This window comes from Streptomyces sp. NPDC037301 (assembly GCF_055602785.1).
The window spans coordinates 428,714-453,260 of the sequence record NZ_JBVJWD010000003.1 but is presented as its reverse complement, the minus strand read 5'-3'; the positions used below and the strand labels follow the sequence as shown (position 1 = coordinate 453,260).

Genomic DNA, 24,547 nt, shown 5'->3' with positions numbered 1-24,547 from the left:
CTAACCCGCCACTCTCCCGCTAGCTAAGATGCCAAAGCAACGCAGCCCCCCCCACCCCCCCCCCCCCCCCCCCCCCCCCCCCCCCCCCCCCCCCCCCCCCCCCCCCCCCCCCCCCCCGGTCGTTCGGCGGCGTGTGCCACTCCCGGCGGGTGGGCGCGGCGGCCGTGCTTGTGGCGAGCAGCAGGATCAGGGGCAGCGCCAGGAAGCCGGCCCCGGCGAGCAGCCCGGTCTCGTAGCCCTCGACCATCGATACGAAGGCGTCCTCCGGATATGCGATGGCATCCTGGACCCTGGGGCGGAAACGAGGGAGGACTGCGCAATGGCGATGAGCACGGCACAGACGCCGGCCCGGCCCATGCGTGCCGACGCGCGCCGCAATTACGACCGGCTGCTGGGTGAGGCCCGTACCGCCTTCGCGGAACACGGCACCGATGCGTCCCTGGAGGACATCGCGCGACGTGCGGGCGTGGGGATCGGCACGCTGTACCGGCACTTCCCGAACCGGCACGCGCTGATGAACGCCGTCTTCCAGGAGGCCCTCACCTCCCTGATCACCCGTTCCCGCGAACTCGCGGGGGCGGAGCAGCCGTGCGGGGGCCTGGTGGAGTGGCTGGGCACGATCATCACTCATGCGGGTGAGTACCGCGGGCTCGCCCAGGCGCTCATGTCGACGTCACGGGACGAGACTTCGGCACTTTCGCAGTGCAATGTGCCGTTGCGTGAGGCGGGCGCGGTGCTGCTGGCGCGGGCGCAGGCGAGTGGGGCCGTACGGGCGGATGTGTCCATCGACGACCTGATGCAGCTGACGAACGCGATCGCGCTGGCTGCGGAGCAGTCGCCGGATGATCCGGAGTTGGCGGGGCGGCTGCTGATGCTGACCTTGCAGGGGCTGAAGGGGCCGAACGCGGAGGGGGCTTGAGGGGTGCGGGTGCGTGCGGCGGGCGCGGGTGGCCGTGGGCGCTGCGGGTCCGCTGCGCGGGGCCTGTTCCCCTACCCGCCCCTTCCCGAACCGGGGCGCTGCCCCGGGCCCCGGCCCTCAGTCGCCGGACGGTCTGGAACAACGACCAGGGGCTCCGCCCCGGGTTCGAGAAGGGGCGGGTCAGGTCGGGTCGGGGAAAGTAACCCCCCGCCCCTACCGGCGCCGCAGATCCGCCACTCTCGCGCGATCCCCCTGCCCCTGTTCCGCCAGTACCGCAGCGCTCCGTAGCGGCTGCGGGCCGGGCCCCCCGGGACCACCCCCGCGCGTACGGCGCTGCCCGGGCAGTGGCATGTCCCGGCGGGTCTGGCGGCCCGGCGGGAGGGCCTCGGCCGGTGCGGGCCCGCTTCCGGCGCCGGCCACCGCGATCTGCACCCCCTGGTCGGCCAGGGCCTGCAACTCGGTGGCGGCACGGTCGTCGTGGCCGGGCGGTTCGTCCGTCACCAGACGGGTGATGAGATCCGTCGGCACCGTCTGGAACATGGTGTCGGAGCCGAGCTTGGTGTGGTCCGCCAGGACCACCACCTCCGCCGCGGCCTGCACCAGGGCCCGGTCCACACTCGCGGAGAGCATGTTGGACGTGGAGAGGCCGCGTTCCGCGGTGAGCCCGCTCCCGGAGAGGAACGCTCGCGAGACCCGCAGTCCCTGGAGGGACTGCTCGGCCCCACTGCCCACCAGGGCGTAGTTGGAGCCACGCAGGGTGCCGCCGGTCATCACCACTTCCACCCGGTTGGCATGGGCCAACGCCTGGGCGACCAGCAGCGAGTTGGTGACGACGGTCAGACCGGGGATCCGCGCGAGCCGACGGGCCAGCTCCTGCGTGGTCGTACCGGCACCGACGACGATGGCCTCACCCTCTTCGACGAGACCGGCGGCCAGATCGGCGATGGCCGTCTTCTCGGCGGTGGCGAGATGGGATTTCTGCGGAAAGCCGGACTCCCGCGTAAAACCGCCCGGCAAGACCGCACCGCCGTGCCGGCGGTCGAGGAGTCCTTCTGCCTCCAGCGCCCGCACGTCCCGCCGTACGGTCACTTCGGAGGTCTGGACGACGCGGGCGAGCTCACGGAGCGATACCGCCCCGTTGGCACGCACCATTTCGAGGATCAACTGACGACGTTCTGCAGCGAACACGAAACTGACAGTAACGTGACGCTCGAGTGTTTTCAGCAGTTTGCGCCGAATAACAGAAGTTGTACATACAAGGGGCCACCAAGTGGTATAGGCGGCCCCGTTGTTGTTCCGTACTGATCGTCAGGCGGTCACCCGACCGCCTGAGTTGCCGGGAGTTGCCGGGGATTGCCGGGTTCCCGAAGGCGCTTACGCCTCGCCTGTGAGCTTACGGGTGTGCAATTGACGGGCCACTTCCGCGATCGATCCCGACAGGGACGGATACACAGTGAAAGCGTTTGCGATCTGTTCCACCGTCAGATTGTTGTCGACCGCGATCGAGATGGGGTGGATCAGCTCGCTCGCCCGCGGCGCGACGACACAGCCGCCGACCACGATGCCGGTGCCGGGCCGGCAGAAGATCTTGACGAAGCCGTCGCGTATGCCCTGCATCTTGGCGCGCGGGTTGCGCAGCAGCGGCAGCTTGACCACCCGGGCGTCGATCTTGCCGCAGTCGACATCGGCCTGGCTGTAGCCGACGGTGGCGATCTCGGGGTCGGTGAAGACGTTCGAGGAGACCGTCTTCAGGTTCAGCGGGGCCACCGCGTCACCGAGGAAGTGGTACATCGCGATCCGGCCCTGCATGGCGGCGACCGAGGCGAGGGCGAAGATCCCGGTGACGTCACCGGCCGCGTAGACACCGGGGGCGCTGGTGCGGGAGACCTTGTCGGTCCAGATGTGGCCGGACTCCTTGAGCCTGACCCCGGCCTCCTCCAGGCCCATGCCCGCGCTGTTCGGTATCGCGCCGACCGCCATCAGGCAGTGCGAACCGGAGATGACCCGGCCGTCGGCGAGGGTGACCTCGACCCGGTCGCCGACACGTCCCTCCTTGCCCGCCTTCGGCGAGGAGGGTCCCTCAGTGGTTCCCGGCACAACTTTCGCAGCCAACGCGCGGGAGCGGGCCATGACGTTCATGCCGCGGCGCCGGAAGACGTCCTCCAGGACGGCGGCCGCGTCCGGGTCCTCACCCGGCAGCACCCGGTCACGGGACGAGACGAGGGTGACGCGTGAGCCGAGCGCCTGGTACGCGCCCGCGAACTCGGCACCCGTCACGCCGGAGCCGACCACGATGAGCTCCTCGGGAAGCTCGTCGAGGTCGTAGACCTGGGTCCAGTTCAGGATGCGCTCGCCGTCGGGGAGCGCATCCGGAATCTCTCGGGGGTGGCCACCGGTCGCGATCAGTACGGCGTCGGCGGTGAGCGTCTCCTCCGTACCGTCGGCGGCGGTCACGACGACCGTGCGGGAGCCGTCGGCGGCCTGGAGGCCCTTGAGGCGGCCGCGACCGCGCATCACGCGCGCCCCGGCACGGGTGACGGAGGCGGTGATGTCGTGGGACTGGGCGAGCGCCAGGCGCTTCACGCGCCGGTTGACCTTGCCGAGGTCGACGCCGACGACACGGGCCGCCTGCTCGATGTGCGGCGTGTCGTCCGCGACGATGATGCCCAACTCCTCGTACGAAGAGTCGAAGGTGGTCATCACCTCTGCCGTCGCGATCAGGGTCTTCGAGGGCACGCAGTCGGTGAGCACGGACGCGCCGCCGAGGCCGTCGCAGTCGACGACGGTCACCTCCGCGCCGAGCTGGGCGCCCACCAATGCCGCCTCGTACCCGCCGGGTCCGCCGCCGATGATCACGATCCGGGTCACGAAAAGTCCGCCTCGCGTGTGTCATCCCGCGGCCGTCTGCTGCCCCGGCCGGGGGTCCGGGGGGTCGCCCCGGGGAATGCAGTACGTACTTCATTGTCCCGCACGCGCCAAGGTGCTTCGCCCCGGGGCCCTCCATACGTGCGCCGGGGCGTGCGGGACGGGGTTCCGGGACGGCAAGCGGAACGCTGCGCGGAACCCCGTAAGGGGTCTTCCTCACAGGAATCGGCGTTCCGCCCACCGCCTCCCGTACCCTCGACCCCATGTCGCTCTACGCCGCGTACGCCGGCAACCTCGACGCGCGGCTGATGACGCGCCGCGCACCGCATTCCCCGCTGCGCGGCACCGGCTGGCTCAACGGCTGGCGGCTGACCTTCGGCGGGGAGCAGATGGGCTGGGAGGGCGCGCTCGCCACGGTGGTGGAGGCCCCCCGTTCCCAGGTCTTCGTGGCGCTGTACGACCTGGCGCCGATGGACGAGGACTCCATGGACCGGTGGGAGGGCGTCGGCCTCGACATCTACCGGCGGATGCGGGTGCGTGTGCACACCCTGGACGGCGAGGAGCCGGCCTGGATGTATGTGCTGAACGGGTACGAGGGCGGGCTGCCGTCCGCCCGCTATCTGGGCGAGATCGCGGACGCCGCGGAGTCCGCGGGCGCGCCGCACGACTATGTGATGGAACTGCGCAAGCGTCCCTGCTGACCTGCCGGACCAGCGCTTTTGTGTGAATGTACGAGGAAGCGTGTGCAGACTCTACGCATGGGCATCTACGCGCGTAGGGAATCACCGGCTACCCTCATCCGCGTGAACGCATCAGTTATTCCGGACAACATCCATGGCGACCCGCACGCGGCCGCCGCCGACGCCGCCGCCCGCCTGCGCGAGCTGACCGGTGCCGAGACCCACGACGTCGCGCTCGTGATGGGTTCCGGCTGGGCACCTGCGGGCGATGCGCTCGGCACTCCGGAGGCCGAGTTCCCGGTGACCGACCTGCCCGGTTTCCCGGCGCCCGCCGTGCAGGGGCACGGCGGCACGATCCGCTCGTACCGGATCGGCGAGAAGCGCGCCCTGGTCTTCCTCGGCCGCACGCACTTCTACGAGGGCCGCGGCGTCGCCGCCGTCGCGCACGGGGTCCGGACCGCCGTCGCCGCCGGCTGCAAGACCGTCGTCCTGACGAACGGCTGCGGCGGTCTGCGCGAGGGCATGCGCCCCGGGCAGCCGGTCCTGATCAGCGACCACATCAACCTGACAGCGGCGTCCCCCATCATCGGCGCCAACTTCGTCGACCTGACCGACCTGTACTCGCCGCGGCTGCGCGCGCTGTGCAAGGAGGTCGACGAGACCCTCGAAGAGGGTGTGTACGTGCAGTTCCCCGGTCCGCACTACGAGACCCCGGCCGAGATCAACATGGTCCGTGTCATGGGCGGCGACCTGGTCGGCATGTCCACCGTGCTGGAGGCGATCGCCGCACGGGAGGCGGGCGCCGAGGTGCTGGGCATTTCGCTGGTCACGAACCTGGCGGCGGGGCTGAGCGGGGAGCCGCTCAACCATGAAGAGGTGCTGCAGGCGGGGCGGGATTCCGCTACGCGGATGGGGGCGTTGCTGGCACGGGTGCTCGAGCGGATCTGAGCCGGGGGTGAGGGCCACGGGGTGCGGGTTCCGGGTGGGCATGACGCCCGCGGCGGCCTGTTCCCCGCCCCGCCCCTTCCCGAACCGGGGGCAGCGCCCCCGTAACCCACCCCACCCCGCAGAAAGGCGGACACCGTGCAGCAGGACCTCATCGCGCAGGCCAGGGCGTGGCTCGCGGAGGACCCCGATCCCGAGACCCGTGACGAGCTCGGCAAGCTCATCGACACCGAGGACCTCGACGAGCTCGCCGCACGGTTCGCCGGCACGCTGCAGTTCGGCACGGCCGGGCTCCGCGGTGAGCTGGGGGCCGGGCCGATGCGGATGAACCGCGCGGTCGTCATCCGCGCCGCGGCCGGACTCGCCGCCTACCTCAAGGCCGAGGGACAGACCGGCGGGCTCGTCGTCATCGGGTACGACGCCCGCTACAAGTCCGCCGACTTCGCCCGCGACACCGCGGCCGTGATGACCGGAGCGGGCCTGCGCGCGGCGGTACTCCCCCGCCCGCTCCCCACTCCTGTGCTGGCATACGCCATACGGCACCTGGGCGCCGTCGCGGGCGTCGAGGTGACCGCCAGCCACAATCCGCCGCGCGACAACGGCTACAAGGTCTATCTCGGCGACGGCTCGCAGATCGTCCCCCCGGCGGACGGCGAGATCGCCGCCGCGATCGCCGCGGTCGGCCCGCTCGACGACGTGGCCCGACCCGACAACGGCTGGGCGACCCTCGGTGACGAGGTCCTGGCGGCCTACCTGGCCCGTACGGACGCCGTGCTCGCCACCGGATCGCCACGTACCGCCCGGGTCGTGTACACCGCGATGCACGGCGTCGGCACCTCCGTGCTGACCGCCGCCTTCGCACGGGCCGGGTTCCCGGAGCCCGTGCTCGTCGCAGAGCAGGCGGAGCCCGACCCGGCGTTCCCCACCGTCGCCTTCCCCAATCCGGAAGAGCCCGGCGCGATGGATCTCGCCTTCACCACCGCACGCCGTACGGACCCCGACCTCGTCATCGCCAACGACCCGGACGCCGACCGCTGCGCCGTGGCCGTGCCGGACGCCACCGCGGACGGCGGCTGGCGAATGCTGCGCGGCGACGAGGTCGGCGCGCTGCTCGCCGCGCACCTGGTCGCCCGAGGCGCCACCGGCGTCTTCGCCGAGTCGATCGTGTCGTCGTCACTGCTCGGCCGGATCGCCGAGAAGGCGGGCAACGGGTACGAGGAGACGCTGACCGGCTTCAAGTGGATCGCCCGCGTGGACGGCCTGCGGTACGGATACGAGGAGGCGCTCGGCTACTGCGTCGACCCGGAAGGCGTGCGCGACAAGGACGGCATCACGGCCGCCCTGCTCGTCGCCGAGCTGGCCTCCGTGCTCAAGGAGCAGGGCCGTACGCTCCTCGGTCTCCTCGACGACATCGCGGTCGAGCACGGGCTGCACGCCACCGACCAGCTGTCGGTCCGGGTGGAGGACCTGTCGGTCATCGCGGACGCCATGCGGCGGCTCCGCGAGCAGCCTCCGACCGCGCTCGCCGGTCTCGCCGTCACCTCGGCCGAAGACCTGTCGGAGGGTACGGAGCAGCTGCCGCCCACCGACGGGCTGCGCTACCGCCTCGACGGCGCCCGGGTGATCGTCCGCCCGAGCGGCACCGAACCGAAACTCAAGTGCTACCTGGAGGTCGTGGTGCCGGTCGGTTCGGCGGACGAGCTGCCCGCGGCCCGCGCGAAGGGTGCGGAGCTGCTCGCCGGGATCAAGCGGGACCTGGCGGCGGCGGCCGGGATCTGACCTGTTGTGACCGCCGGCTTCACGTACGCGTCAGATACGTGAAGCCGGTGTCCGGGCCCACGCAGGACCGGAGCGTCAGGTCACCCCGGTACCGGCCGTGGGCCGGGGTGCCGCGGCCCGGTGTGAGGTGGCGGTCGCCGCGGTGATTCCCCGAAGCGCACGGCTGTCGCGGACGGAGGTTCACCTCGAGCGCGGTCGCACTCGGGTCCGGCCGGGTGCGGGTGGTGCACGGAGGCATCCCGGTGCCGGTGCCCGTGGTCCTCGAACCGCCCACGGGCCGACAGCTGATGAGCCGGCCTCCGGCCGCGCGGGCGTCGCGCCGGCGGATGCGGGCAGTGGTCTCCTGGCCGGCGGGGGACGTCCGGGCGATCAGGCGGACGCGATGTGCTCACACACTCCGTCGCTGATCGTCTCGGGCCGTCCCCCGCTCCGCTTCGGGTCCACCACGTCGGCTACTTGATGTTGAGCAGCTGCTCCAGCGGGTCGATGGCGAAGTACACGAGGAAGAGCGCCGCAGTGCCCCAGAGCAGCCAGTGGACTTCGCGGGCCTTGCCCAGGCACGCCTTGATGACCACGCAGGCGAGGAAGCCGGCGCCGATGCCGTTGGTGATGGAGTAGGTGAACGGCATGACGGCGATGGTCAGGAAGGCGGGGATGGCGAGTTCGTACCGGTCCCAGTCGATGTGTTTGACCTGGGTCATCATCAGGAACCCGACCGCGATGAGGGCGGGGGCCGCCGCCTGGAGGGGCACGATGGTCAGAACAGGGGTGAAGAAGAGGGCGAGGGCGAAAAGGCCCCCGGTGATGAGGTTGGCGAAGCCGGTGCGTGCGCCTTCGCCGACACCGGCGGCGGACTCGATGTAGGTGGTGGCGGACGAGGCGGAGGCGGCGCCGCCGACGACGGCGGCTGCGCCGTCGATGAGCAGCACGCGGCCCAGACCGGGGACCTGGCCGCGCTCGTCGAGGAGTCCGGCTTCGGCCGTGACGCCGACGACGGTGCCCATCGTGTCGAAGAAGTCGGACAGGAGGAGAGTGAAGACGAGCAGGACGACGGTCAGCACGCTGACCTGACCGAACGAGCCGAACAGATCGAACTTGCCCAGGAGTCCGAAGTCGGGTGCGGCGATGGGCTTGTCGGGCAGCGAGGGCTCGGTCAGACCCCAGGACTTGATGTCGGCAATCCCGTTGATGACGACGGCGACGACGGTCATCACGACGATGCTGATGAGGATGGCGCCCTGCACCTTGCGGGCCAGGAGGACGATCGTCATCAGCACGCCGAGACAGAAGACGAGCATGGGCCAGCCGGTGAGGGTGCCTGTGCCGATCTGGACGGGCACGGTGGTGTTCGCGGCGTCCGGGATGCGGGTGACGAACCCGGCGTCCACGAAGCCGATGAAGGCGATGAACAGGCCGATGCCGACACTGATGGCTTGTTTGAGAGGTTGCGGAATGGCGTGCATGATGGCCTCACGCAGGCCGGTCAACACCAGTACACAGATCAGCAGGCCTTCGAGCACGATGAGGCCCATCGCGTCGTCCCAGCTCATCAGAGGGGCGATCTGGAAGGCGGTGACGGCGTTGAGACCCAGGCCCGCGGCCAGAGCGAGCGGCAGGTTGCCGCCCACACCCGTGATCACGGTCATCACGGCGGCCACCAGGGCCGTGGCGGTTGCCAGTTGACCGGCGTCCAACTGGTGGCCGAACTTGTCCTCGGTACTGCTGAGGTGATCGGGTTGAGTACGAGGATGTACGCCATGGTGAAGAAGGTGGCGAACCCGCCACGTATCTCACGGCCGTACGTCGAGCCCCGTTCGCCGATGCGGAAGAACCGGTTGAGCGGGCCACCGGGTCTGACTGTCGGCGCTTCGGCCGGGCCTGTCGTGCTGGTGTGCATGACTGCGTCTCCTGGACCTGCAAGTGCGAGGGAAAACATGGCAGTGGCGCCGGAAGCGTGTGTCAGTCGGTTGTACGAACACACATACGGCGCTTTGCGAGCGGATCATACGCGGCAGGGACGTGATCTCAATTGCCCTGCGGAGTACACCAGTTGACTTTCCCGCACCACCCCCTGTCGGTTCCTCCAAAATCACCGGCGACCTATCCAGCCAAACCGGGATGCGGGCGACAGCGGCCATGGAGTTCACCCCGGGTGACTCCTTACTCTCAGCCCGTGCATCCACCGCTCCCCTTCAACGCGCGCGCCGCCCGCATCCTGCGCGAGAAACTCGGGATGGCCCCCGGCCACGTCGCTTACGGCATGCGCGCCTCCTACGGCACGACCCACATCACTCCCGAGCACATCACCGCGTGGGAACGCGGCACCGCACTGCCCACCGCGGGCGAACTCACAGCCCTGGCCGGTGCCCTGTGGTGCAACCCCCACGAACTCATGGGCGCTCCCCGCACCCTGCGTGAACACCGTCTCGCCCGCGGACTGGCCGTCGAGGACGTCGCCCGCGCCACCGGCCTCACCCTCGACGCCTACCACCAGATGGAAGAAACCGGCCGATGGACGGGCGACAAACGACAGTCCGCCAAACTCGGCACCCTCCTCAACCTGCCCCCACGCGACTTCATCGCCATCACCGGCCTGGAGGACGAACTCGCCCGCCTCCTCACCGAAGCCGTCTCCACCCGCTGGCAGGCCCACATCCGCGCCATCGCCCGCCTCGTCTCCACGGAACGCCGCGACCTGCAAGACCCCCTGCGCGACATGCACCACGAGTACCAGACCCTCATGGCCGCCACCCTCAGCCGAGCCGGCGGCACCACCGCCTCCGGCGAAAACGGGCGACGCTACATCGACGACATCGTCAACCACTTCTGGGCCCGGCTCCCGGAGCACTGACCGGGCCGCATCCGCACGGCCGGTGCATCGGGAACGTGATTGGGCAGACCGGTCTGCCCAATCACGAGTCGCGGGAGGCCGCCATGGCCGCCGGGCAGCAGCCGGGAAAACGGCGGCGAGAGCAGCCGGAGGGCTACCGTCGCTCGACGGCGTCCAACGCCGGGGCGATCAGGGCGAAGGCCCGGTCGGTCAGTTCGGCGGGGTCCTCGGCGCCGTCGCTGCCGCTCCACCGTTGCAGCACGGCGTCGAAGGCGGCCAGCGCCATCCCGGCGGCAAGCTGCGGGTACAGATCGGTACCGGGGTCGAGCTCCAGGCGGCGCGCCAGCTCCGCAGTCAGGTCGTCGCACCACTGCGCCCGGCGCTCCAGGAAACGGGCGAGCAGGGCGGGGGTGCGCAGAATCAGCTGAACCACCGGCAGCGCCCGGTCCGAGTGGTCACCGCAGGCGGCGACGGAGACCCAGACGGCGTGCCGCAGCGCCACAGAGGGCCGTTCCTCGATGGGGCGGGCCGCCAACTCTGCGCGAATGCCGGTGCCCATGTCGGCCAGGAACTGGACGACCACGTCCTCCTTGGACGCGAAGTACCGGAAGAACGTCCTCTTGGACACACCGGCGGCGGTCACGATCTCGTCGACGGTGACCACCTCGAACCCCTTCAGCGCCAGCAGTTGCAGCGCCGCTTCGGTCAGCTCGTTCGAGACGAGCTGACGTTTGCGCTGGGCCATGCTCACTTCGGGGCGGGAACTCACCGGACCATCGTAACGCCATGCCTCGTGTGACACTCAGGCGCATCTTGACACTAAGTGCCACTAGCGGCAATCTGTGCCGCATGACACAGCAGCAGCGCTGGACTCCTGATCAGATCCCGGACCAGACCAAGCGGGTGTTCGTCATCACCGGGGCCAACAGCGGCCTGGGCCTGGCGACCACCCGGGCGCTCGCCCGCCGGGGCGGGCACGTGATCCTTGCGGTGCGCGACGAGGAAAAGGGCCGCCGGGCGGTCGCAGAGATCGCCGCCGAGCAGCCGGACGCCGGCCTCGAAGTGCGCCACCTCGACCTGGCCGATCTGGACTCGGTGCGGGCCTTCGCCGATCAGCTGCACACCGATCACCCAAGAGTGGACGTGCTCGTCAACAACGCCGGCGTGATGGCACCGCCTCGATCGCTGAGCGCGCAGGGCCACGAGCTGCAGTTCGCCTGCAATCATCTCGGCCACTTCGCGCTCACCGGCTTGCTGCTCGATCTCCTGGCCGCCGGACACGACCCGCGCGTCGTCACGGTGAGTTCGATCAACCACCGGCAGGGACGCATCCACTTCGATGACCTCGGCGGCAAGCGCAGCTACGGGCCCATGACCTTCTACAACCAGTCGAAGCTCGCCAATGCCGTTTTCGGACGGGAGCTCCACCGACGGCTGACCGAAGCCGGCAGCCCGGTGCGCAGCGTGCTCGCCCATCCCGGCTATACCGCCACCAATCTGCAGACGAGTGCGCCGATCGGTCTGTGGCGAGTGGTGTTCGGCCGCATCGGCAACCCCCTGTTCGCCCAGCCCCCGGCCCACGGCGCACTGCCTCAGCTGTACGCGGCGACCGACCCGAGCGTGGCGGGCGGCCAGTTCATCGGCCCGGACGGCCTGGCCGAACTGCGCGGCGGACCGACGCGGGTCCAGCTGTCCCCCACGGCATCCGACGCCGAGACCGGCCGTCGGCTGTGGGAGGTGTCGGAAGAACTCACCGACGTACGGTTCGTGTTCCCGACGCCTGTCTGACCCGTTCTGCTGCCGCATCGTCTGCACTGCGGCCCATTCGGTCTCGCCTGCCTCACCGCACCCCCGGGCCAAGTGCGGATCTGCGCACGACCGGTTGCTCCCACGCGCACAATCACTACCGCTGCCCGGGGGTGCGGTGAGGCAGGCGTGTCCGCTCCGGAACCGGGCTCGGTCGTGTCCACCGTCTCCGGCAAAGATGGCGGTGGAGTGCACGCACCCTCCGTCTCGGGTGCGCGCACTCCGTCAAGCGGCGAAGCCCCGGCTATCGGGCTCGGCGAGGCCCCGGCCGAGCGTCAGTTCTTGACCGGCCACTCCAGCGGGTCGTTGTAGAAGCCCTGGCTGAGTTGGACCGCGGCGGCCTTCTGGCCCTCGGGGATCAGGAAGGCGGTGCAGATCTTCTCCGACTGTCCCGGGCTCAGCTTCTTGCCGGTGTCGGTCGCCGGGCAGTTCGGCCACTTGGCGTCACCCATGATGACGACGAGGGCCTTGGTGCGCTCGCCCTTGTCCGTCTTGACGACCAAGTCGTCGTCCATGTCGCCGACTTCCATGGGCTTGCCGCTCTTGTGGGTGAGGGTGGACCACACGTACACGGGGACCTTGGGGGCCTCGTCCTTGTCCTTCTCCAAGCCGGAGTCGTCCATGTCGGCCTTCGTTCCGGTCTGCACCTTCGTGGGCGTGACCGTGAACTTGCTGTCCTTCGAGTTCTGCATGGTGCTTTCCTGCGGCGGGCTGGCCTCGCCCAGACGGTAGCTCGTCCTGTCTTCCGACGAGGAGCTGGAACTGTGCCCGCCCTTCCCCGAATCCGAGTCGTTGCAACCGGTCAGCACCACGGCCAGCACCAGGGCGCCCACCGCCGCCGGCACAGCACGATTCCACGTGCGCATATCTTCTTCGATCTCCCCGTTGAAACATTCCCGTTGCCCGGCCGGGCGGCAAAGCCCCCACAGCCGGCGCATGTTCAAGCGCACGATCTTGTCAGATGGGAACCGTCCGCTCGCGGCAAGGGGGTGTGAGCTGCTGTCGGTTTGCTGAGCTGAAGTGCGTTGTAGTGAGCAGGAGTGAGTCCTGTCGGCGGCTTCGCGGGGCGGGAACGGAAGTTCCGGGGCCGAACGGGTGACCTTGGCGTCTGCTGCTCGCTACTGGGTAGCGGGTGTCCGGTCTCGTGGGAGGGGGTGTTGTGGTGGGTGGTTGGCGGGAGCTGGCCGCGCCCTTCGTGGCGCCCGGGCATTGCGGGGTGGCGATCCGGGACCGCCTCAAGCACCTCACCCCCCAGGACGAGAAGGTTCTGCGCGCGATCGGTGAGCATCAGGGCGCGCTCGCCTCCCGTGACCTCAGGGCTCGTTGTGCGGATGGTCTGGAGCACAGCGCGGACACCTGGGCGTCGCGCAAGCGGGACCTGACCGCCCAGTCGTCGTCGCGGATCGCCGGTACGATCACCAAGGCCACACACGATCAGTGGGCGCTGGCCCGGCGTTGTCAGGCGGCGCACATCCGGAATCTGGAGGCCGGGATCGGGACGCTGCGGCACCGCCTGTCCCTCCCGATCGGGGAACCCGGTCGGGGCGGTGTGACAGTCTCCATTGCCGTACACCCGGAGTGCAGTCCACCCGGATCGAGGATGAGGAGCGAGTCCCATGCGCACTGTGATCAGCGAGTTCATGAGCTTGGACGGCGTCGTGCAGGCGCCGGGCGGGCCCGACGAGGACACCGACGGCGGCTTTGCCCACGGTGGCTGGTCGCACCCGTTCTTCGATCCGGAGGTGGTGGGCGGCGCCTTCGACGACGCGCTGTCCAAGGCCGAGGCGCTGCTGTTCGGGCGCCGCACGTGGCAGTCGATGGCCGCGGCGTGGCCCGAGCGGTCCGGGGACCCGTTCGCCGACCGGATGAACGCCATCCCGAAGTACGTCGTGTCCGACACGCTGGGCGACTCGGAACTGTCCTGGGACAACACCACGCGTATCCCCGGCGACAAGGCCGTCGCCCGCATCCAGGAGCTGCGCGGGTCCGAAGGCGGTGACCTGCTGGTCATGGGGAGCCCCACGCTCGTACGCAGCCTCCTGAGCGAGGGCCTGGCCGACGAGCTCCGGCTCATGATCCTGCCGGTGATCCTCGGCGGCGGAAAGACGATCTTCCCCGACGACGGTGCGCTGCGCACACTTGAGCTGGTCTCGACGGTCACCAGCGGCACGGGCGTGCACGTGTGCACCTACCGGCCGGCCACCAAGAGGTAGGCAGAAAGGACGGGGCTGCTCTGCGGCTGAGACCTCAGCCCGTCGCGAGCAGCACCACCAGCAGCACCGCGCCCACCACCGCCGGTGCGATCACCTCGTACGCCCAGCGCACCGAGACCGAGGACGACGAAGAGTCCGAAGTCGCCACGGATTTCGACGACTTCCCGGAACCTGCCCCCGCCTTCGCCCGCTCCACCAGCTCCCGCAGGTCCGCCATGGTCTGGTCGGCCGTCGCCGTCCGGGTTTTGGTGTCACGGACGTCCGCATGCACGGAAGTACGGTCGTACGGGTCGTCCAGCGACCGCCGGGACTGCTGCCTGGCCGCCTTCTTCCGCTGGCGCAGCGACACGGGTACCGCCCACAGCTGGTACTTGGCGCCGTCCTCGGTGAACAGCTCGCTCGAATACCCGGCTCGCAGATCCGCGACCGCCGTCCACGGCATGGTGATCGTCCGGAACGGGTTACGGATCTTGATGCGCTGCTCGTTGGCGAGGACGACGGGCCGCAGCGTGAACGCGACGACCAGCGGCACCGCGGTCAGCAGCCCGGCCAGCGCCAGCCACGGCACCCGGCCGTCGCCCCGGAACACGGCGTCCCCGCCGATCCAGCAGACGAGGAGCAGCAGCAGGACACCCCCGGCGATCCCGGCGGGCGACCGGAAGGTCCGGTCGGCGTAGGTGGGCTCGGCAGGCGGTGTGGGGCTCGTCATGGGCCCGATTCTGCCTGACGTGCGCAAGGGGCGCCGGGGCGGCCGTCCCGGTACTGTGCGACGCACGGATGAACGGGCCCCCTGTACAGGTCGCTACGCGCGTAGATATGCTCCTCTGGTGACCATGCCCACCACTGCTCCCGCATTCTCCGACGCGACCGCGTCCGACAGTGCGCTGCGCCGCTTCCTGCACGGGCTGCCCGGCGTCGACGCCGTCGGCCTCGAAGCGCGCGCCGCGTCCCTCGGAACCCGTTCGATCAAGACGACGGCCAAGGCGTACGCCATCGACCTGGCCATCTCGATGATCGACCTCACGACGCTGGAAGGCGCGGACACCCCGGGCAAGGTCCGGGCTCTCGCCGCCAAGGCCGTCAATCCCGACCCGACCGACCGCACGACCCCGCGCACCGCGGCGCTCTGCGTCTACCCCGACATGGCGGCGACGGCCGTCGCCGCGCTGGCCGGTTCCGGCGTGAAGGTGGCGTCAGTGGCGACGGCCTTCCCCGCCGGCCGCGCCGCCCTCGACGTCAAGCTCGCGGATGTCCGCGACGCCGTTGCCGCCGGGGCCGACGAGATCGACATGGTGATCGACCGTGGCGCCTTCCTCTCCGGCCGTTACCTCAAGGTGTACGAGGAGATCCTCGCCGTGAAGGCCGAGTGCGCGCGGGCCGACGGCCCCGACGCCCGGCTGAAGGTGATCTTCGAGACCGGCGAGCTGTCCACGTACGACAACATCCGCCGCGCCTCCTGGCTCGGCATGCTGGCGGGCGCCGACTTCATCAAGACATCGACCGGCAAGGTCTCCACCAACGCCACGCCCGCGAACACCCTGCTGATGCTGGAGGCCGTGCGCGACTTCCGGGCGCAGACCGGCGTACAGATCGGCGTGAAGCCGGCCGGCGGCATCCGTACCTCCAAGGACGCGATCAAGTTCCTGGTGCTGGTGAACGAGACCGCGGGCGAGGACTGGCTGGACAACCACTGGTTCCGCTTCGGCGCCTCCAGCCTGCTGAACGATCTGCTGATGCAGCGCCAGAAGCTCAGCACCGGCCGTTACTCCGGCCCCGATTACGTGACGGTGGACTGATCCCCATGGCATCTGTATTCGAGTACGCCCCCGCCCCCGAGTCGCGCTCGGTCGTCGATATCGCGCCCTCGTACGGCCTGTTCATCGACGGCGAGTTCACCGACGCGGCCGACGGCAAGGTTTTCAAGACGGTCTCGCCGAGCAGCGAAGAGGTGCTCTCCGAGGTCGCGCAGGCCGGCGCCGCGGACGTCGACCGGGCCGTGAAGGCGGCCCGTAAGGCTTTCGAGAAGTGGTCGGCGCTGCCCGGTTCCGAGCGCGCCAAGTACCTCTTCCGGATCGCCCGGATCATCCAGGAGCGCAGCCGCGAGCTCGCCGTTCTCGAAACCCTCGACAACGGCAAGCCGATCAAGGAGACGCGCGACGCGGACCTCCCCCTGGTCGCGGCGCACTTCTTCTACTACGCGGGCTGGGCCGACAAGCTCGACCACGCCGGCTACGGCGCGAACCCCCGCCCCCTCGGCGTCGCGGGCCAGATCATCCCGTGGAACTTCCCGCTCCTCATGCTGGCCTGGAAGATCGCCCCGGCGCTCGCCACCGGCAACACGGTGGTCCTCAAGCCCGCCGAGACGACCCCGCTCTCCGCGCTCTTCTTCGCGGACATCTGCCGCCAGGCGGGCCTGCCGAAGGGGGTCGTGAACATCCTCACCGGGTACGGGGACGCGGGCGCCGCCCTCGTCGAGCACGAGGACGTCAACAAGGTCGCCTTCACCGGCTCGACCGCGGTCGGCAAGGCCATCGCCCGCCAGGTCGCCGGCACGGACAAGAAGGTCACCCTGGAACTGGGCGGCAAGGGCGCCAACATCGTCTTCGACGACGCCCCGATCGACCAGGCCGTCGAGGGCATCGTCACCGGCATCTTCTTCAATCAGGGCCAGGTCTGCTGCGCGGGCTCGCGCCTGCTCGTACAGGAGTCGATCCAGGACGAGCTGCTGGACGCCCTGAAGCGCCGGCTGTCCACTCTCCGGCTCGGCGACCCGCTGGACAAGAACACCGACATCGGCGCGATCAACTCCGCGGAGCAGCTCGCCCGGATCACCGCGCTCGTCGAGACGGGCGAGGCGGAGGGCGCCGAACGCTGGTCCGCCCCCTGCGAACTCCCCTCTTCCGGCTACTGGTTCGCCCCGACGCTGTTCACGAACGTCACCCAGGCGCACACCATCGCCCGCGACGAGATCTTCGGCCCGGTGCTGTCGGTGCTGTCGTTCCGTACGCCCGACGAGGCGGTCGCCAAGGCCAACAACAGCCAGTACGGCCTCTCGGCCGGCATCTGGACGGAGAAGGGCTCCCGCATCCTCGCGGTGGCGAACAGGCTCCGGGCGGGCGTCGTCTGGGCCAACACGTTCAACAAGTTCGACCCGACCTCGCCCTTCGGCGGCTACAAGGAGTCGGGCTTCGGCCGCGAAGGCGGCCGTCACGGCCTGGAGGCGTACCTCGATGTCCGATAACCGTCTGAGCGTCTTCAAGACCTACAAGCTGTACGTCGGGGGCAAGTTCCCCCGCTCCGAGAGCGGCCGGGTGTACGAGGTGACGGACTCCAAGGGCAAGTGGCTGGCGAACGCCCCCCAGTCCTCGCGCAAGGACGCGCGTGATGCGGTCGTGGCCGCCCGCAAGGCGTTCGGCGGCTGGTCGGGCGCGACGGCGTACAACCGCGGCCAGATCCTCTACCGCATCGCGGAGATGCTGGAGGGCCGCAAGGACCAGTTCGTACGGGAAGTGGCGGACGCGGAGGGCCTGTCGAAGTCCAAGGCGGCGGCCGTCGTGGACGCGGCCATCGACCGCTGGGTCTGGTACGCGGGCTGGACCGACAAGATCGGCCAGGTCGTGGGCGGGGCGAACCCGGTCGCGGGCCCGTTCTTCAATCTGTCCACGCCCGAGCCGACCGGTGTGGTCACGGTGCTGGCGCCCCAGAGGTCCTCGTTCCTGGGCCTGGTCTCGGTGATCGCTCCGGTGATCGCGACCGGCAACACGGCGGTCGTCATCGCCTCGGCCCACTCCCCGCTGCCGGCCCTGTCCCTGGGCGAGGTGCTGGCCACCTCCGACCTGCCGGGCGGCGTCGTCAACATCCTGTCCGGGAAGACGGCGGAGATCGCGGCACCGCTCGCGTCCCACCAGGACGTGAACGCCATCGACCTCACGGGCGCGGACCCCGCTCTGGCGAAGGAGCTGGAGATCGCTGCGGCGGACAACCTGAAGCGAGTTCTCAGCCCACCCGTCTCCCGCCACCGCCCCGAGAAGGAGGCGCAGAGCGCCGCCCCCTCCTCTGCTGTGGGCGAAGACGGCGCCTTCGACTGGTCGGCCGATCCGGGCACCCACCGCCTGACGGCCTTCCTGGAGACGAAGACGGTCTGGCACCCGACGGGCGCACTGGGTGCCTCGGGATCGTCGTACTGACCGCGTGACGGCGGCCCGCCCCTCCTGAATCCCGGAAGGGCGGGCCGTGTCCGTGCCGGTGTCCCCCCTGCCCGCGTCCACCTCAGCCGGGCAGCACCTCTGTCACCTGCCCCACCACCGGCAGGTCCTTCACCTCGCCCCCACTGGTCACCGGGTCGGTGACGGCGGCCGTGGAGAGCGGCTTGAAGTCGGCGACCTGCGTCCCCACCTCGTTGTCCAGCGGGTCCACGCCCGTACCGGCCAGCGGGTCGAGGCGCAGATGCGTCACCGGTGCGATGCCGTTCTTGAGCGAGTGCCCGAGCGTCCCGGTCACCGCGCTCCCGGTCTCCTCACCGACCCCGCCGAGGCTGCTGTCGGCGCCCGCGGCCGGTGCGAGGGGCAGCGGCGCCGCCTGGGCCGCCGCACCCCCCGCACCGAGCGCGGCACCCACCGCGGTGACGGTCAGACCTGCCCGCAGCAGGGTGCGGCGCCGGGACTTGGAAAGTGCGTGACGTGCCATGGAGTTCCCACCTGATCGTGACGATCGAGTAACCATCTGAGTGCGTAGAGTAGTTGAGGTGTGATGCTCGATACCAACACAGGCACCGGGGGATCCCCTGCGCGGGTCAATGCCTCACACTCGTGTCCTGTGAATTCCCAACCGATCCCGACCCGCGTCGTGCTGCTCGCCGGACCTTCCGGCTCCGGCAAGTCCTCCCTCGCCGCCCGCACCGACCTGCCGGTGCTGCGCCTGGACGACTTCTACAAGGAGGGCGACGACCCCACGCTGCCGCTCGTTACCGGCAGTATGGACATCGACTGGGACTCCGTGCAGTCCTGGGACGCCGATGCGGCGGTCGCCGCGATCATGGAGCTGTGCCGCACGGGGCGCACGAACGTCCCGGTGTACGACATCGCCACGAGCTCCCGGGTCGACCGGGAGGCCCTCCACATCGAGCGCACGCCTCTGTTCGTGGCCGAGGGGATCTTCGCGGCGGACATAGTCGAACGGTGCCAGGAGCTGGGCGTGCTCGCCGACGCACTGTGTCTGCGCGGCCGTCCGACGACGACGTTCCGCCGTCGGCTGTTGCGGGATCTGCGGGAGGGACGGAAGTCGGTGACGTTCCTGCTGCGGCGGGGGTGGCGGCTGATGCGGGCGGAACGGCGGATCGTGGCGCGGCAGACGGCGCTGGGTGCGTATCCGTGCGGCAAGGAGGAGGCACTGGGACGGCTGGCCGCCGCGGCGGCGGGACGCTGCCGACGGGCGTCCGCGGCGCGGGGGACGGTGTAGCGGGCTTCCCGTATCCGGGGGCGCCGCCCTCGGCCCCCCGCTCCTCAATCGCCGGCGGGGCCTGATCTTGCACACACGCCGACGGGGCCGGACCGGACCCCCCGGCCCGTCCGACCCCGCAGCACTCCCCCGTGCACCGCCGCCTCCCCCGAGGCAGCGGCCCCGCTTTCCCTCGTATCCCCCCGTCCCCTCAGGCCACCAGCTCGCCGAAGGACTCCTCCTCGTCACGGCCGAAGCTGAGGACCTCGTCCTCGCGCAGCCGACGGAGCGACCGCCAGATGCTGGACTTCACCGTGCCGACACTGATGTCGAGGATGGCCGCGATCTCCGGGTCGGTGCGACCCTCGTAGTAGCGCAGGACCAGCATCGTGCGCTGGAGTTCGGGCAGCCGCGCCAGCGCCTGCCAGAGCACGGCGCGCAGTTCCGTGCCGCGCATCGCGTCCGTGTCGCCCGCCGTCTCCGGCAGCTCCTCGGTCGGGTACTCGTTGAGCTTGCGCCTGCGCCAGGCGCTGATGTGCAGGTTGGTCATGGTGCGGCGCAGATAGCCACCGACCGCCGCCTTGTCGCTGATCCGGTCCCACGCCCGGTACGTCGAGAAGAGGGCGCTCTGCAGCAGATCCTCGGCCTCGAACCGGTCTCCGGTCAGGTGGTAGGCGGTTGCGTACAGGGAGGCACGGCGCTCCCGGACGTAGGCCGTGAACGCCGTTTCGGCGTCCTCGGCCTGCGCCGGGGGCTTCCGCTCCCCCATGGCCTCCCCGTACGCGGCTCCCCCGTTGGCCCCCACAGGCGCGTCAACCACCGTCATGTACGGCGTGTGCTGACGCCTGGCGGTGCGTTCGCACCCCCGCCCTCCCCCGAGCTCTCGGCTTCGCTCGAGCAGGGAGGGCCCCCCTCCGGCGCCGGACTTCTCGGCGCTCCGGCCGACATCGTGGAGACGCGTGACAACTGCGCTTGCGGTGGTGCTGTGAGTTGCGTTCATCTCGCGCCCCCCATCGGTGGAGTCCGTCCGTTCCTTGTGCCAATGAGCTTGCCGGGGCAGTTTCATCGCGCTGTCCCCCGACTGTCACAGCCCTGTCACAGGGCCTGCCGTCCGTGCGTCGGCGGTGCGCCGGATGTATGAGTCGGCGCCAACTGTCGAACTGGGGCTCCGCCATGGGTCAGAATGACCAGCGTGCCTTTCCTGTTGCTGATCGAGGACGACGACGCCATCCGCACGGCCCTCGAACTCTCGCTGTCACGCCAGGGCCACCGTGTGGCCACCGCGGCGACGGGAGAGGACGGCCTGAAACTGCTGCGTGAGCAGCGGCCGGATCTGATCGTGCTGGATGTGATGCTGCCCGGCATCGACGGTTTCGAGGTGTGCCGGCGCATCCGGCGCACCGACCAGCTGCCGATCATTCTGCTGACCGCGCGCAGCGACGACATCGACGTCGTGGTCGGGCTTGAGTCCGGTGCCGACGACTATGTGGTGAAACCCGTGCAGGGCCGGGTGCTCGACGCCCGGATCCGGGCGGTACTGCGCCGCGGTGAGCGCGAGTCCACCGACTCCGCGTCCTTCGGGAGCGTGGTGATCGACCGCTCCGCGATGACCGTGACCAAGAACGGCGAGGATCTTCAGCTCACGCCGACCGAGCTGCGACTCCTGCTGGAGCTGAGCCGCCGGCCGGGCCAGGCCCTGTCGCGGCAGCAGCTGCTGCGGCTGGTCTGGGAGCACGACTACCTCGGTGACTCCCGGCTCGTGGACGCCTGTGTGCAGCGGCTGCGCGCCAAGGTGGAGGACGTACCGTCCTCGCCGACCCTGATCCGTACCGTTCGGGGTGTGGGCTACCGGCTGGATTCGCCTCAGTGAGCGACGCCGCCAGACGGAGTCTGCTCACCGGGCTTCGCTGGACCAGTCTGCGACTGCGTCTCGTCGTCGTGTTCGCGCTGGTGGCGCTGACCGCCGCGGTGTCCGCCTCGGGGATCGCGTACTGGCTGAACCGCGAGGCCGTACTGACGCGTACCCAGGACTCCGCGCTCGGGGACTTCCGCCAGGAGATGCAGAACCGAGCGGCGTCGCTGCCGCTGCGTCCCACCAAGGACGATCTGCAGAACGCCGCCGTGCAGATGGCGAGCAGCTCGCCCGGCTACAGCGTGCTGCTGGTCGACGAGCGCGACACCGGCAAGCCGATCGTCGGCAACTCCGACCTGGACACCTTCACGCTCGACAACGTGCCGCTGTCGCTGCAGAAGGCGGTCAACAAGAAGCAGCCGGTGGAGGCGGGCAACAAGTACGAGTACCACCTGTTCTGGCAGCGGGTCAGCATCCGCGGTACGCCGTATCTGGTGGGCGGTACGAAGATCATCGGCGGTGGTCCGACCGGCTACATGCTGAAGTCGCTCGACCAGGAGCGGCAGGACCTGAACTCCCTCGCCTGGTCGCTGGGGATCGCCACCGGGCTCGCCCTGGTCGGCTCGGCGCTGCTCGCGCAGGCCGCCGCGACGACCGTGCTGCGGCCCGTGCAACGGCTAGGTGACGCCGCCCGCAAGCTCGGCGAGGGCAAGCTCGACACCCGGCTCGTGGTGTCCGGCACCGATGAACTCGCCGATCTCTCCCGTACGTTCAACAGGACCGCGAGTTCACTGGAGAAGAAGGTCGCGGACATGAGCGCGCGGGACGAGGCGAGCCGGCGGTTCGTCGCCGACATGTCCCACGAACTGCGCACCCCGCTCACCGCGCTGACCGCCGTCACCGAAGTGCTGGAGGACGAGGCGGACAGCCTGGACCCGATGATCGCGCCCGCGGTGCATCTCGTGGTGAGCGAGACCCGGCGCCTCAACGACCTGGTGGAGAACCTGATGGAGGTCACCCGCTTCGACGCGGGTACGGCCCGGCTCGTCCTCGACACGGTCGATGTCGCCGACCAGGTCACCGCCTGCATCGACGCCCGCGCCTGGCTGGACGCGGTGGATCTGGACGCCGAGCGCGGCATGATGGTCCGCCTCGACCCGCGCCGGCTCGATGTGATCCTGGCAAATCTGATCGGCAACGCGCTCAAGCACGGCGGCTCGCCGGTACGGGTCTCGGTACGGACCGAGGACGACGAACTCGTCATCGAGGTCCGCGACCACGGCCCCGGTATCCCCGAGGACGTCCTGCCGCATGTCTTCGACCGGTTCTACAAGGCCAGCGCCTCCCGGCCGCGCTCCGAGGGCAGCGGTCTCGGTCTGTCGATCGCCATGGAGAACGCGCACATCCACGGCGGTGACATCACGGCCGCGAACTCGCCGGACGGCGACGGCGCGGTGTTCGTACTGCGGCTGCCGCGCGATGCCGAGCCGCTCACCCGTTCCGCCGGGGATCACGACGCGGGGGTTCAGGACGAGGAGGGCGACGCGACGTGATGGGCAGCAACCGCCGGGCACACCGTTCGGCAGTGGCGCTGGCCGGTGCCGCGATCACGGCCGTGCTGGCCGCGGGCTGCGGGATCAGGACCACCTCCGTGCCGGTGGATGCCGGGGCCGCACCGTCCCAGGTGCCGTGCTCGATGTCCGCGGAGGACGTCGCCACCCAGGCCGTCCAGGGCATCCCCGTACAGATCTATCTGGTCTGCTCCTCGCAGCTGGTCACGGTGGACCGCACGGTGCAGGTCGGCGATACGAAGTCGGACCGGGTCCGGATCGCGCAGGCGCTCCTGGACGAGCTGGAGCAGAAGCCGCCCGCCGATGAGCGGCAGGCCGGGTTCTCCACGGCCGTCCCGGCGACCCTGCAGATCAGCGCGGGCCGCCGCGGCGACCGGCAGGGCACGCTGCGGCTCAGCGAGCAGCCGGAGGACCTGCCGTCCGAGGCTCTGGCGCAGATCGTGTGCACGTACGCGGAGAGCGAGTCGCTCGCCCCGGACGGCACGGTGGTGCTGGGCGGGCCGGGGAACTATGCGCCGCGTGGGTATCTGTGTACCTCGGAGACGAAGGCCAGGCCGAAGGCGGCACCGACGCTGGGGGCGGGGACGGGGGCCTGAGCGGGGGGGGCGGTGCGTGGCCAGCCCCGCGACGCCGCCTTCCCCATTTGCCGGTCGGTCTTAGTCGGGCCGGGCGGAACCGATCCCGCCGCCCGGCGCGTCTTGGGTGGCGTGCGTCAAGGTTCGGGCAGTCAAGCTGTCATCCGCTTCCGCGCGGCCGGGGTATCCCTCCTCCTCGCGCATCTGCTGCTTGTCGGGTGGCTGACGCTGCGCCCGCTCGATGTGCCGTGGACGACCGCCTCGAATCTTCAACCGTTCGCCGGTATCAGAGCGGACCTGTCCCTGGGCCCGGTCGAGGCCGCCCGCCGGATCGGTGAGGGATTGCTGCTGCTCGCCCCACTGGGCGTGCTGCTGCCGGTGGCCGGGGGCCGGCTGTTCGTCTCCCCGTGGGCCTCGCTGGCCCGTACCGTCGCGGCGGGGGCGCTGATCTCGCTGGCCATCGAACTGGCGCAGACCGGGGTGCCGGGGCAGGTCGTCGACGTCGACTCGCTGCTGCTGAACACCACCGGTGTGGCGCTCGCCCATCTGCTGGTCGTACCCATGTGCCGGGCGCGGCTGCGCCGCAGGAACCAGCAGCGGGTCAGGGTGCTGCCCCACCCCAGGGACGAGGCGGCTCAGGGGTCGACCCCGACGATTCCCAGGGTCGGTATCGCACCGTAGAGCGACGCTTTGCCCCTGTTCGCCGGGCGACCATGGATGCATCGGGAGCACAAAGGAGCTGCTCCCTCAGCAACGGTTCGCGAAGGAGCCCACCATGGCCGCACTTGCCCGCCCCCGTGACGGACGCATGATCGGCGGAGTGTGCGCAGCGCTGGCAAGGCGCTTCGGCACCTCCGCGGGAACCATGCGCATCATCTTCCTGGTCTCCTGCCTGCTGCCGGGGCCGCAGTTCCTGCTCTACCTGGCGCTGTGGGTGCTGTTCCCGTCCGAGAAGACGCCGTCCGCCGCCTGGTGACCCGCGTACGCACAACACGCCTGTGGGGGGGGGGGGGGGGGGGGGGGGGGGTCCCCGAAGAGGGGGGGTGGGGGGGGGAAGCACAAAGGGGGGAAGATGG

The 24,547-nt window shown here is 70.2% G+C and carries 23 protein-coding genes and 3 pseudogenes; 18 read left to right on the top strand and 8 right to left on the bottom strand.

Going from position 1 to position 24,547, the window contains the following annotated elements; all coding sequences use genetic code 11:
- Positions 1 to 319: 319 nt before the first annotated feature.
- Positions 320 to 919, top strand: coding sequence for a TetR/AcrR family transcriptional regulator (locus ACZ7IB_RS08155; protein ID WP_470910177.1), 600 nt, complete (start codon positions 320 to 322; stop codon positions 917 to 919).
- Between the two features lie 213 nt (positions 920 to 1,132).
- Here the strand turns inward: ACZ7IB_RS08155 and ACZ7IB_RS08150 are convergent, their stop codons facing one another.
- Complete coding sequence (locus tag ACZ7IB_RS08150; protein ID WP_189275286.1) at positions 1,133 to 2,107, bottom strand: DeoR/GlpR family DNA-binding transcription regulator; 975 nt, start codon at positions 2,105 to 2,107, stop codon at positions 1,133 to 1,135.
- Between the two features lie 186 nt (positions 2,108 to 2,293).
- On the bottom strand, positions 2,294 to 3,787 hold the full coding sequence (locus ACZ7IB_RS08145) for an NAD(P)H-quinone dehydrogenase (RefSeq protein WP_470910174.1): 1,494 nt from the start codon (positions 3,785 to 3,787) through the stop codon (positions 2,294 to 2,296).
- A gap of 260 nt (positions 3,788 to 4,047) precedes the next feature.
- Between ACZ7IB_RS08145 and ACZ7IB_RS08140 the strand changes: the two genes are divergently transcribed.
- The 4 genes and pseudogenes from ACZ7IB_RS08140 to ACZ7IB_RS08125 all read left to right on the top strand — a co-directional run.
- Positions 4,048 to 4,485, top strand: a complete 438-nt coding sequence (locus ACZ7IB_RS08140; protein ID WP_072486709.1) for a gamma-glutamylcyclotransferase family protein — start codon at positions 4,048 to 4,050, stop codon at positions 4,483 to 4,485.
- 102 nt (positions 4,486 to 4,587) lie between these two features.
- Positions 4,588 to 5,412, top strand: a complete 825-nt coding sequence (locus ACZ7IB_RS08135; protein WP_470910170.1) for a purine-nucleoside phosphorylase — start codon at positions 4,588 to 4,590, stop codon at positions 5,410 to 5,412.
- A 135-nt stretch (positions 5,413 to 5,547) separates the two neighbouring features.
- Positions 5,548 to 7,188 (top strand): phospho-sugar mutase, encoded by a 1,641-nt coding sequence (locus ACZ7IB_RS08130; RefSeq protein WP_470910169.1) that lies wholly within the window; start codon positions 5,548 to 5,550, stop codon positions 7,186 to 7,188.
- Between the two features lie 188 nt (positions 7,189 to 7,376).
- Positions 7,377 to 7,595, top strand: a pseudogene (locus ACZ7IB_RS08125) (hypothetical protein); the annotation flags it as partial.
- 45 nt (positions 7,596 to 7,640) lie between these two features.
- On the opposite strand, the pseudogene ACZ7IB_RS08120 reads toward ACZ7IB_RS08125, so the two are convergent.
- A pseudogene (locus ACZ7IB_RS08120) lies at positions 7,641 to 9,085 on the bottom strand (NCS2 family permease).
- Between the two features lie 276 nt (positions 9,086 to 9,361).
- Here ACZ7IB_RS08120 and ACZ7IB_RS08115 point away from each other — a divergent pair.
- The gene (locus tag ACZ7IB_RS08115; RefSeq protein ID WP_470910167.1) at positions 9,362 to 10,039 is read left to right on the top strand and encodes a helix-turn-helix domain-containing protein; all 678 of its coding nucleotides are present in this window, start codon (positions 9,362 to 9,364) and stop codon (positions 10,037 to 10,039) included.
- Positions 10,040 to 10,172: 133 nt separating this feature from the next.
- Here the strand turns inward: ACZ7IB_RS08115 and ACZ7IB_RS08110 are convergent, their stop codons facing one another.
- The gene (locus tag ACZ7IB_RS08110) at positions 10,173 to 10,763 is read right to left on the bottom strand and encodes a TetR family transcriptional regulator (protein ID WP_470910462.1); all 591 of its coding nucleotides are present in this window, start codon (positions 10,761 to 10,763) and stop codon (positions 10,173 to 10,175) included.
- A gap of 104 nt (positions 10,764 to 10,867) precedes the next feature.
- On the opposite strand from ACZ7IB_RS08110, the gene ACZ7IB_RS08105 reads away from it, so the two are divergent.
- Positions 10,868 to 11,806 (top strand): oxidoreductase, encoded by a 939-nt coding sequence (locus tag ACZ7IB_RS08105; RefSeq protein WP_470910165.1) that lies wholly within the window; start codon positions 10,868 to 10,870, stop codon positions 11,804 to 11,806.
- 293 nt (positions 11,807 to 12,099) lie between these two features.
- Here ACZ7IB_RS08105 and ACZ7IB_RS08100 read toward each other — a convergent pair whose 3' ends face one another.
- Entirely contained in the window at positions 12,100 to 12,690 is a 591-nt protein-coding gene (locus ACZ7IB_RS08100) for a hypothetical protein (protein WP_470910162.1), read from the bottom strand.
- A 296-nt stretch (positions 12,691 to 12,986) separates the two neighbouring features.
- Here ACZ7IB_RS08100 and ACZ7IB_RS08095 point away from each other — a divergent pair.
- Both ACZ7IB_RS08095 and ACZ7IB_RS08090 read left to right on the top strand, forming a co-directional pair.
- A pseudogene (locus tag ACZ7IB_RS08095) lies at positions 12,987 to 13,359 on the top strand (IS200/IS605 family accessory protein TnpB-related protein); the annotation flags it as partial.
- A gap of 81 nt (positions 13,360 to 13,440) precedes the next feature.
- Positions 13,441 to 14,037, top strand: a complete 597-nt coding sequence (locus tag ACZ7IB_RS08090) for a dihydrofolate reductase family protein (RefSeq protein WP_470910160.1) — start codon at positions 13,441 to 13,443, stop codon at positions 14,035 to 14,037.
- 34 nt (positions 14,038 to 14,071) lie between these two features.
- Here the strand turns inward: ACZ7IB_RS08090 and ACZ7IB_RS08085 are convergent, their stop codons facing one another.
- On the bottom strand, positions 14,072 to 14,746 hold the full coding sequence (locus tag ACZ7IB_RS08085; protein WP_470910157.1) for a PH domain-containing protein: 675 nt from the start codon (positions 14,744 to 14,746) through the stop codon (positions 14,072 to 14,074).
- Positions 14,747 to 14,870: 124 nt separating this feature from the next.
- On the opposite strand from ACZ7IB_RS08085, the gene deoC reads away from it, so the two are divergent.
- From deoC to ACZ7IB_RS08070, 3 genes are read left to right on the top strand one after another with little or no spacing between them, the layout of a single operon-like run.
- Positions 14,871 to 15,833 (top strand): deoxyribose-phosphate aldolase, encoded by a 963-nt coding sequence (deoC, locus tag ACZ7IB_RS08080; protein WP_470910460.1) that lies wholly within the window; start codon positions 14,871 to 14,873, stop codon positions 15,831 to 15,833.
- 5 nt (positions 15,834 to 15,838) lie between these two features.
- Positions 15,839 to 17,278 (top strand): aldehyde dehydrogenase family protein, encoded by a 1,440-nt coding sequence (locus ACZ7IB_RS08075; protein ID WP_470910155.1) that lies wholly within the window; start codon positions 15,839 to 15,841, stop codon positions 17,276 to 17,278.
- Positions 17,268 to 18,224, top strand: a complete 957-nt coding sequence (locus ACZ7IB_RS08070) for an aldehyde dehydrogenase family protein (protein WP_470910153.1) — start codon at positions 17,268 to 17,270, stop codon at positions 18,222 to 18,224. Before ACZ7IB_RS08075 ends, ACZ7IB_RS08070 begins: the two co-directional genes overlap by 11 nt.
- A gap of 82 nt (positions 18,225 to 18,306) precedes the next feature.
- Here the strand turns inward: ACZ7IB_RS08070 and ACZ7IB_RS08065 are convergent, their stop codons facing one another.
- Positions 18,307 to 18,723 carry a hypothetical protein gene (locus ACZ7IB_RS08065; protein WP_470910149.1) on the bottom strand — a complete coding sequence of 139 codons (417 nt, stop codon included), beginning with the start codon at positions 18,721 to 18,723 and terminating at the stop codon, positions 18,307 to 18,309.
- A gap of 63 nt (positions 18,724 to 18,786) precedes the next feature.
- Between ACZ7IB_RS08065 and ACZ7IB_RS08060 the strand changes: the two genes are divergently transcribed.
- Entirely contained in the window at positions 18,787 to 19,494 is a 708-nt protein-coding gene (locus ACZ7IB_RS08060; RefSeq protein ID WP_470910145.1) for a uridine kinase family protein, read from the top strand.
- Positions 19,495 to 19,684: 190 nt separating this feature from the next.
- On the opposite strand, the gene ACZ7IB_RS08055 is transcribed toward ACZ7IB_RS08060, so the two are convergent.
- Positions 19,685 to 20,473 (bottom strand): SigE family RNA polymerase sigma factor, encoded by a 789-nt coding sequence (locus ACZ7IB_RS08055; protein WP_470910142.1) that lies wholly within the window; start codon positions 20,471 to 20,473, stop codon positions 19,685 to 19,687.
- Positions 20,474 to 20,665: 192 nt separating this feature from the next.
- On the opposite strand from ACZ7IB_RS08055, the gene afsQ1 reads away from it, so the two are divergent.
- The 5 genes from afsQ1 (at position 20,666) to ACZ7IB_RS08030 (ending at position 24,447) form a co-directional block, all read left to right on the top strand.
- Positions 20,666 to 21,343 carry a two-component system response regulator AfsQ1 gene (gene afsQ1, locus ACZ7IB_RS08050; RefSeq protein ID WP_206433404.1) on the top strand — a complete coding sequence of 226 codons (678 nt, stop codon included), beginning with the start codon at positions 20,666 to 20,668 and terminating at the stop codon, positions 21,341 to 21,343.
- The gene (locus ACZ7IB_RS08045; protein ID WP_470910138.1) at positions 21,340 to 22,878 is read left to right on the top strand and encodes an ATP-binding protein; all 1,539 of its coding nucleotides are present in this window, start codon (positions 21,340 to 21,342) and stop codon (positions 22,876 to 22,878) included. The genes afsQ1 and ACZ7IB_RS08045 overlap by 4 nt, the downstream gene beginning before the upstream one ends.
- Complete coding sequence (locus ACZ7IB_RS08040) at positions 22,875 to 23,492, top strand: hypothetical protein (protein WP_470910135.1); 618 nt, start codon at positions 22,875 to 22,877, stop codon at positions 23,490 to 23,492. Before ACZ7IB_RS08045 ends, ACZ7IB_RS08040 begins: the two co-directional genes overlap by 4 nt.
- 111 nt (positions 23,493 to 23,603) lie before the next feature.
- A complete protein-coding gene (locus tag ACZ7IB_RS08035; protein WP_470910132.1) occupies positions 23,604 to 24,152 on the top strand; it encodes a VanZ family protein in 549 nt (182 codons plus the stop codon).
- 94 nt (positions 24,153 to 24,246) lie between these two features.
- Positions 24,247 to 24,447, top strand: a complete 201-nt coding sequence (locus ACZ7IB_RS08030) for a PspC domain-containing protein (RefSeq protein WP_114246256.1) — start codon at positions 24,247 to 24,249, stop codon at positions 24,445 to 24,447.
- Positions 24,448 to 24,547: the final 100 nt, after the last annotated feature.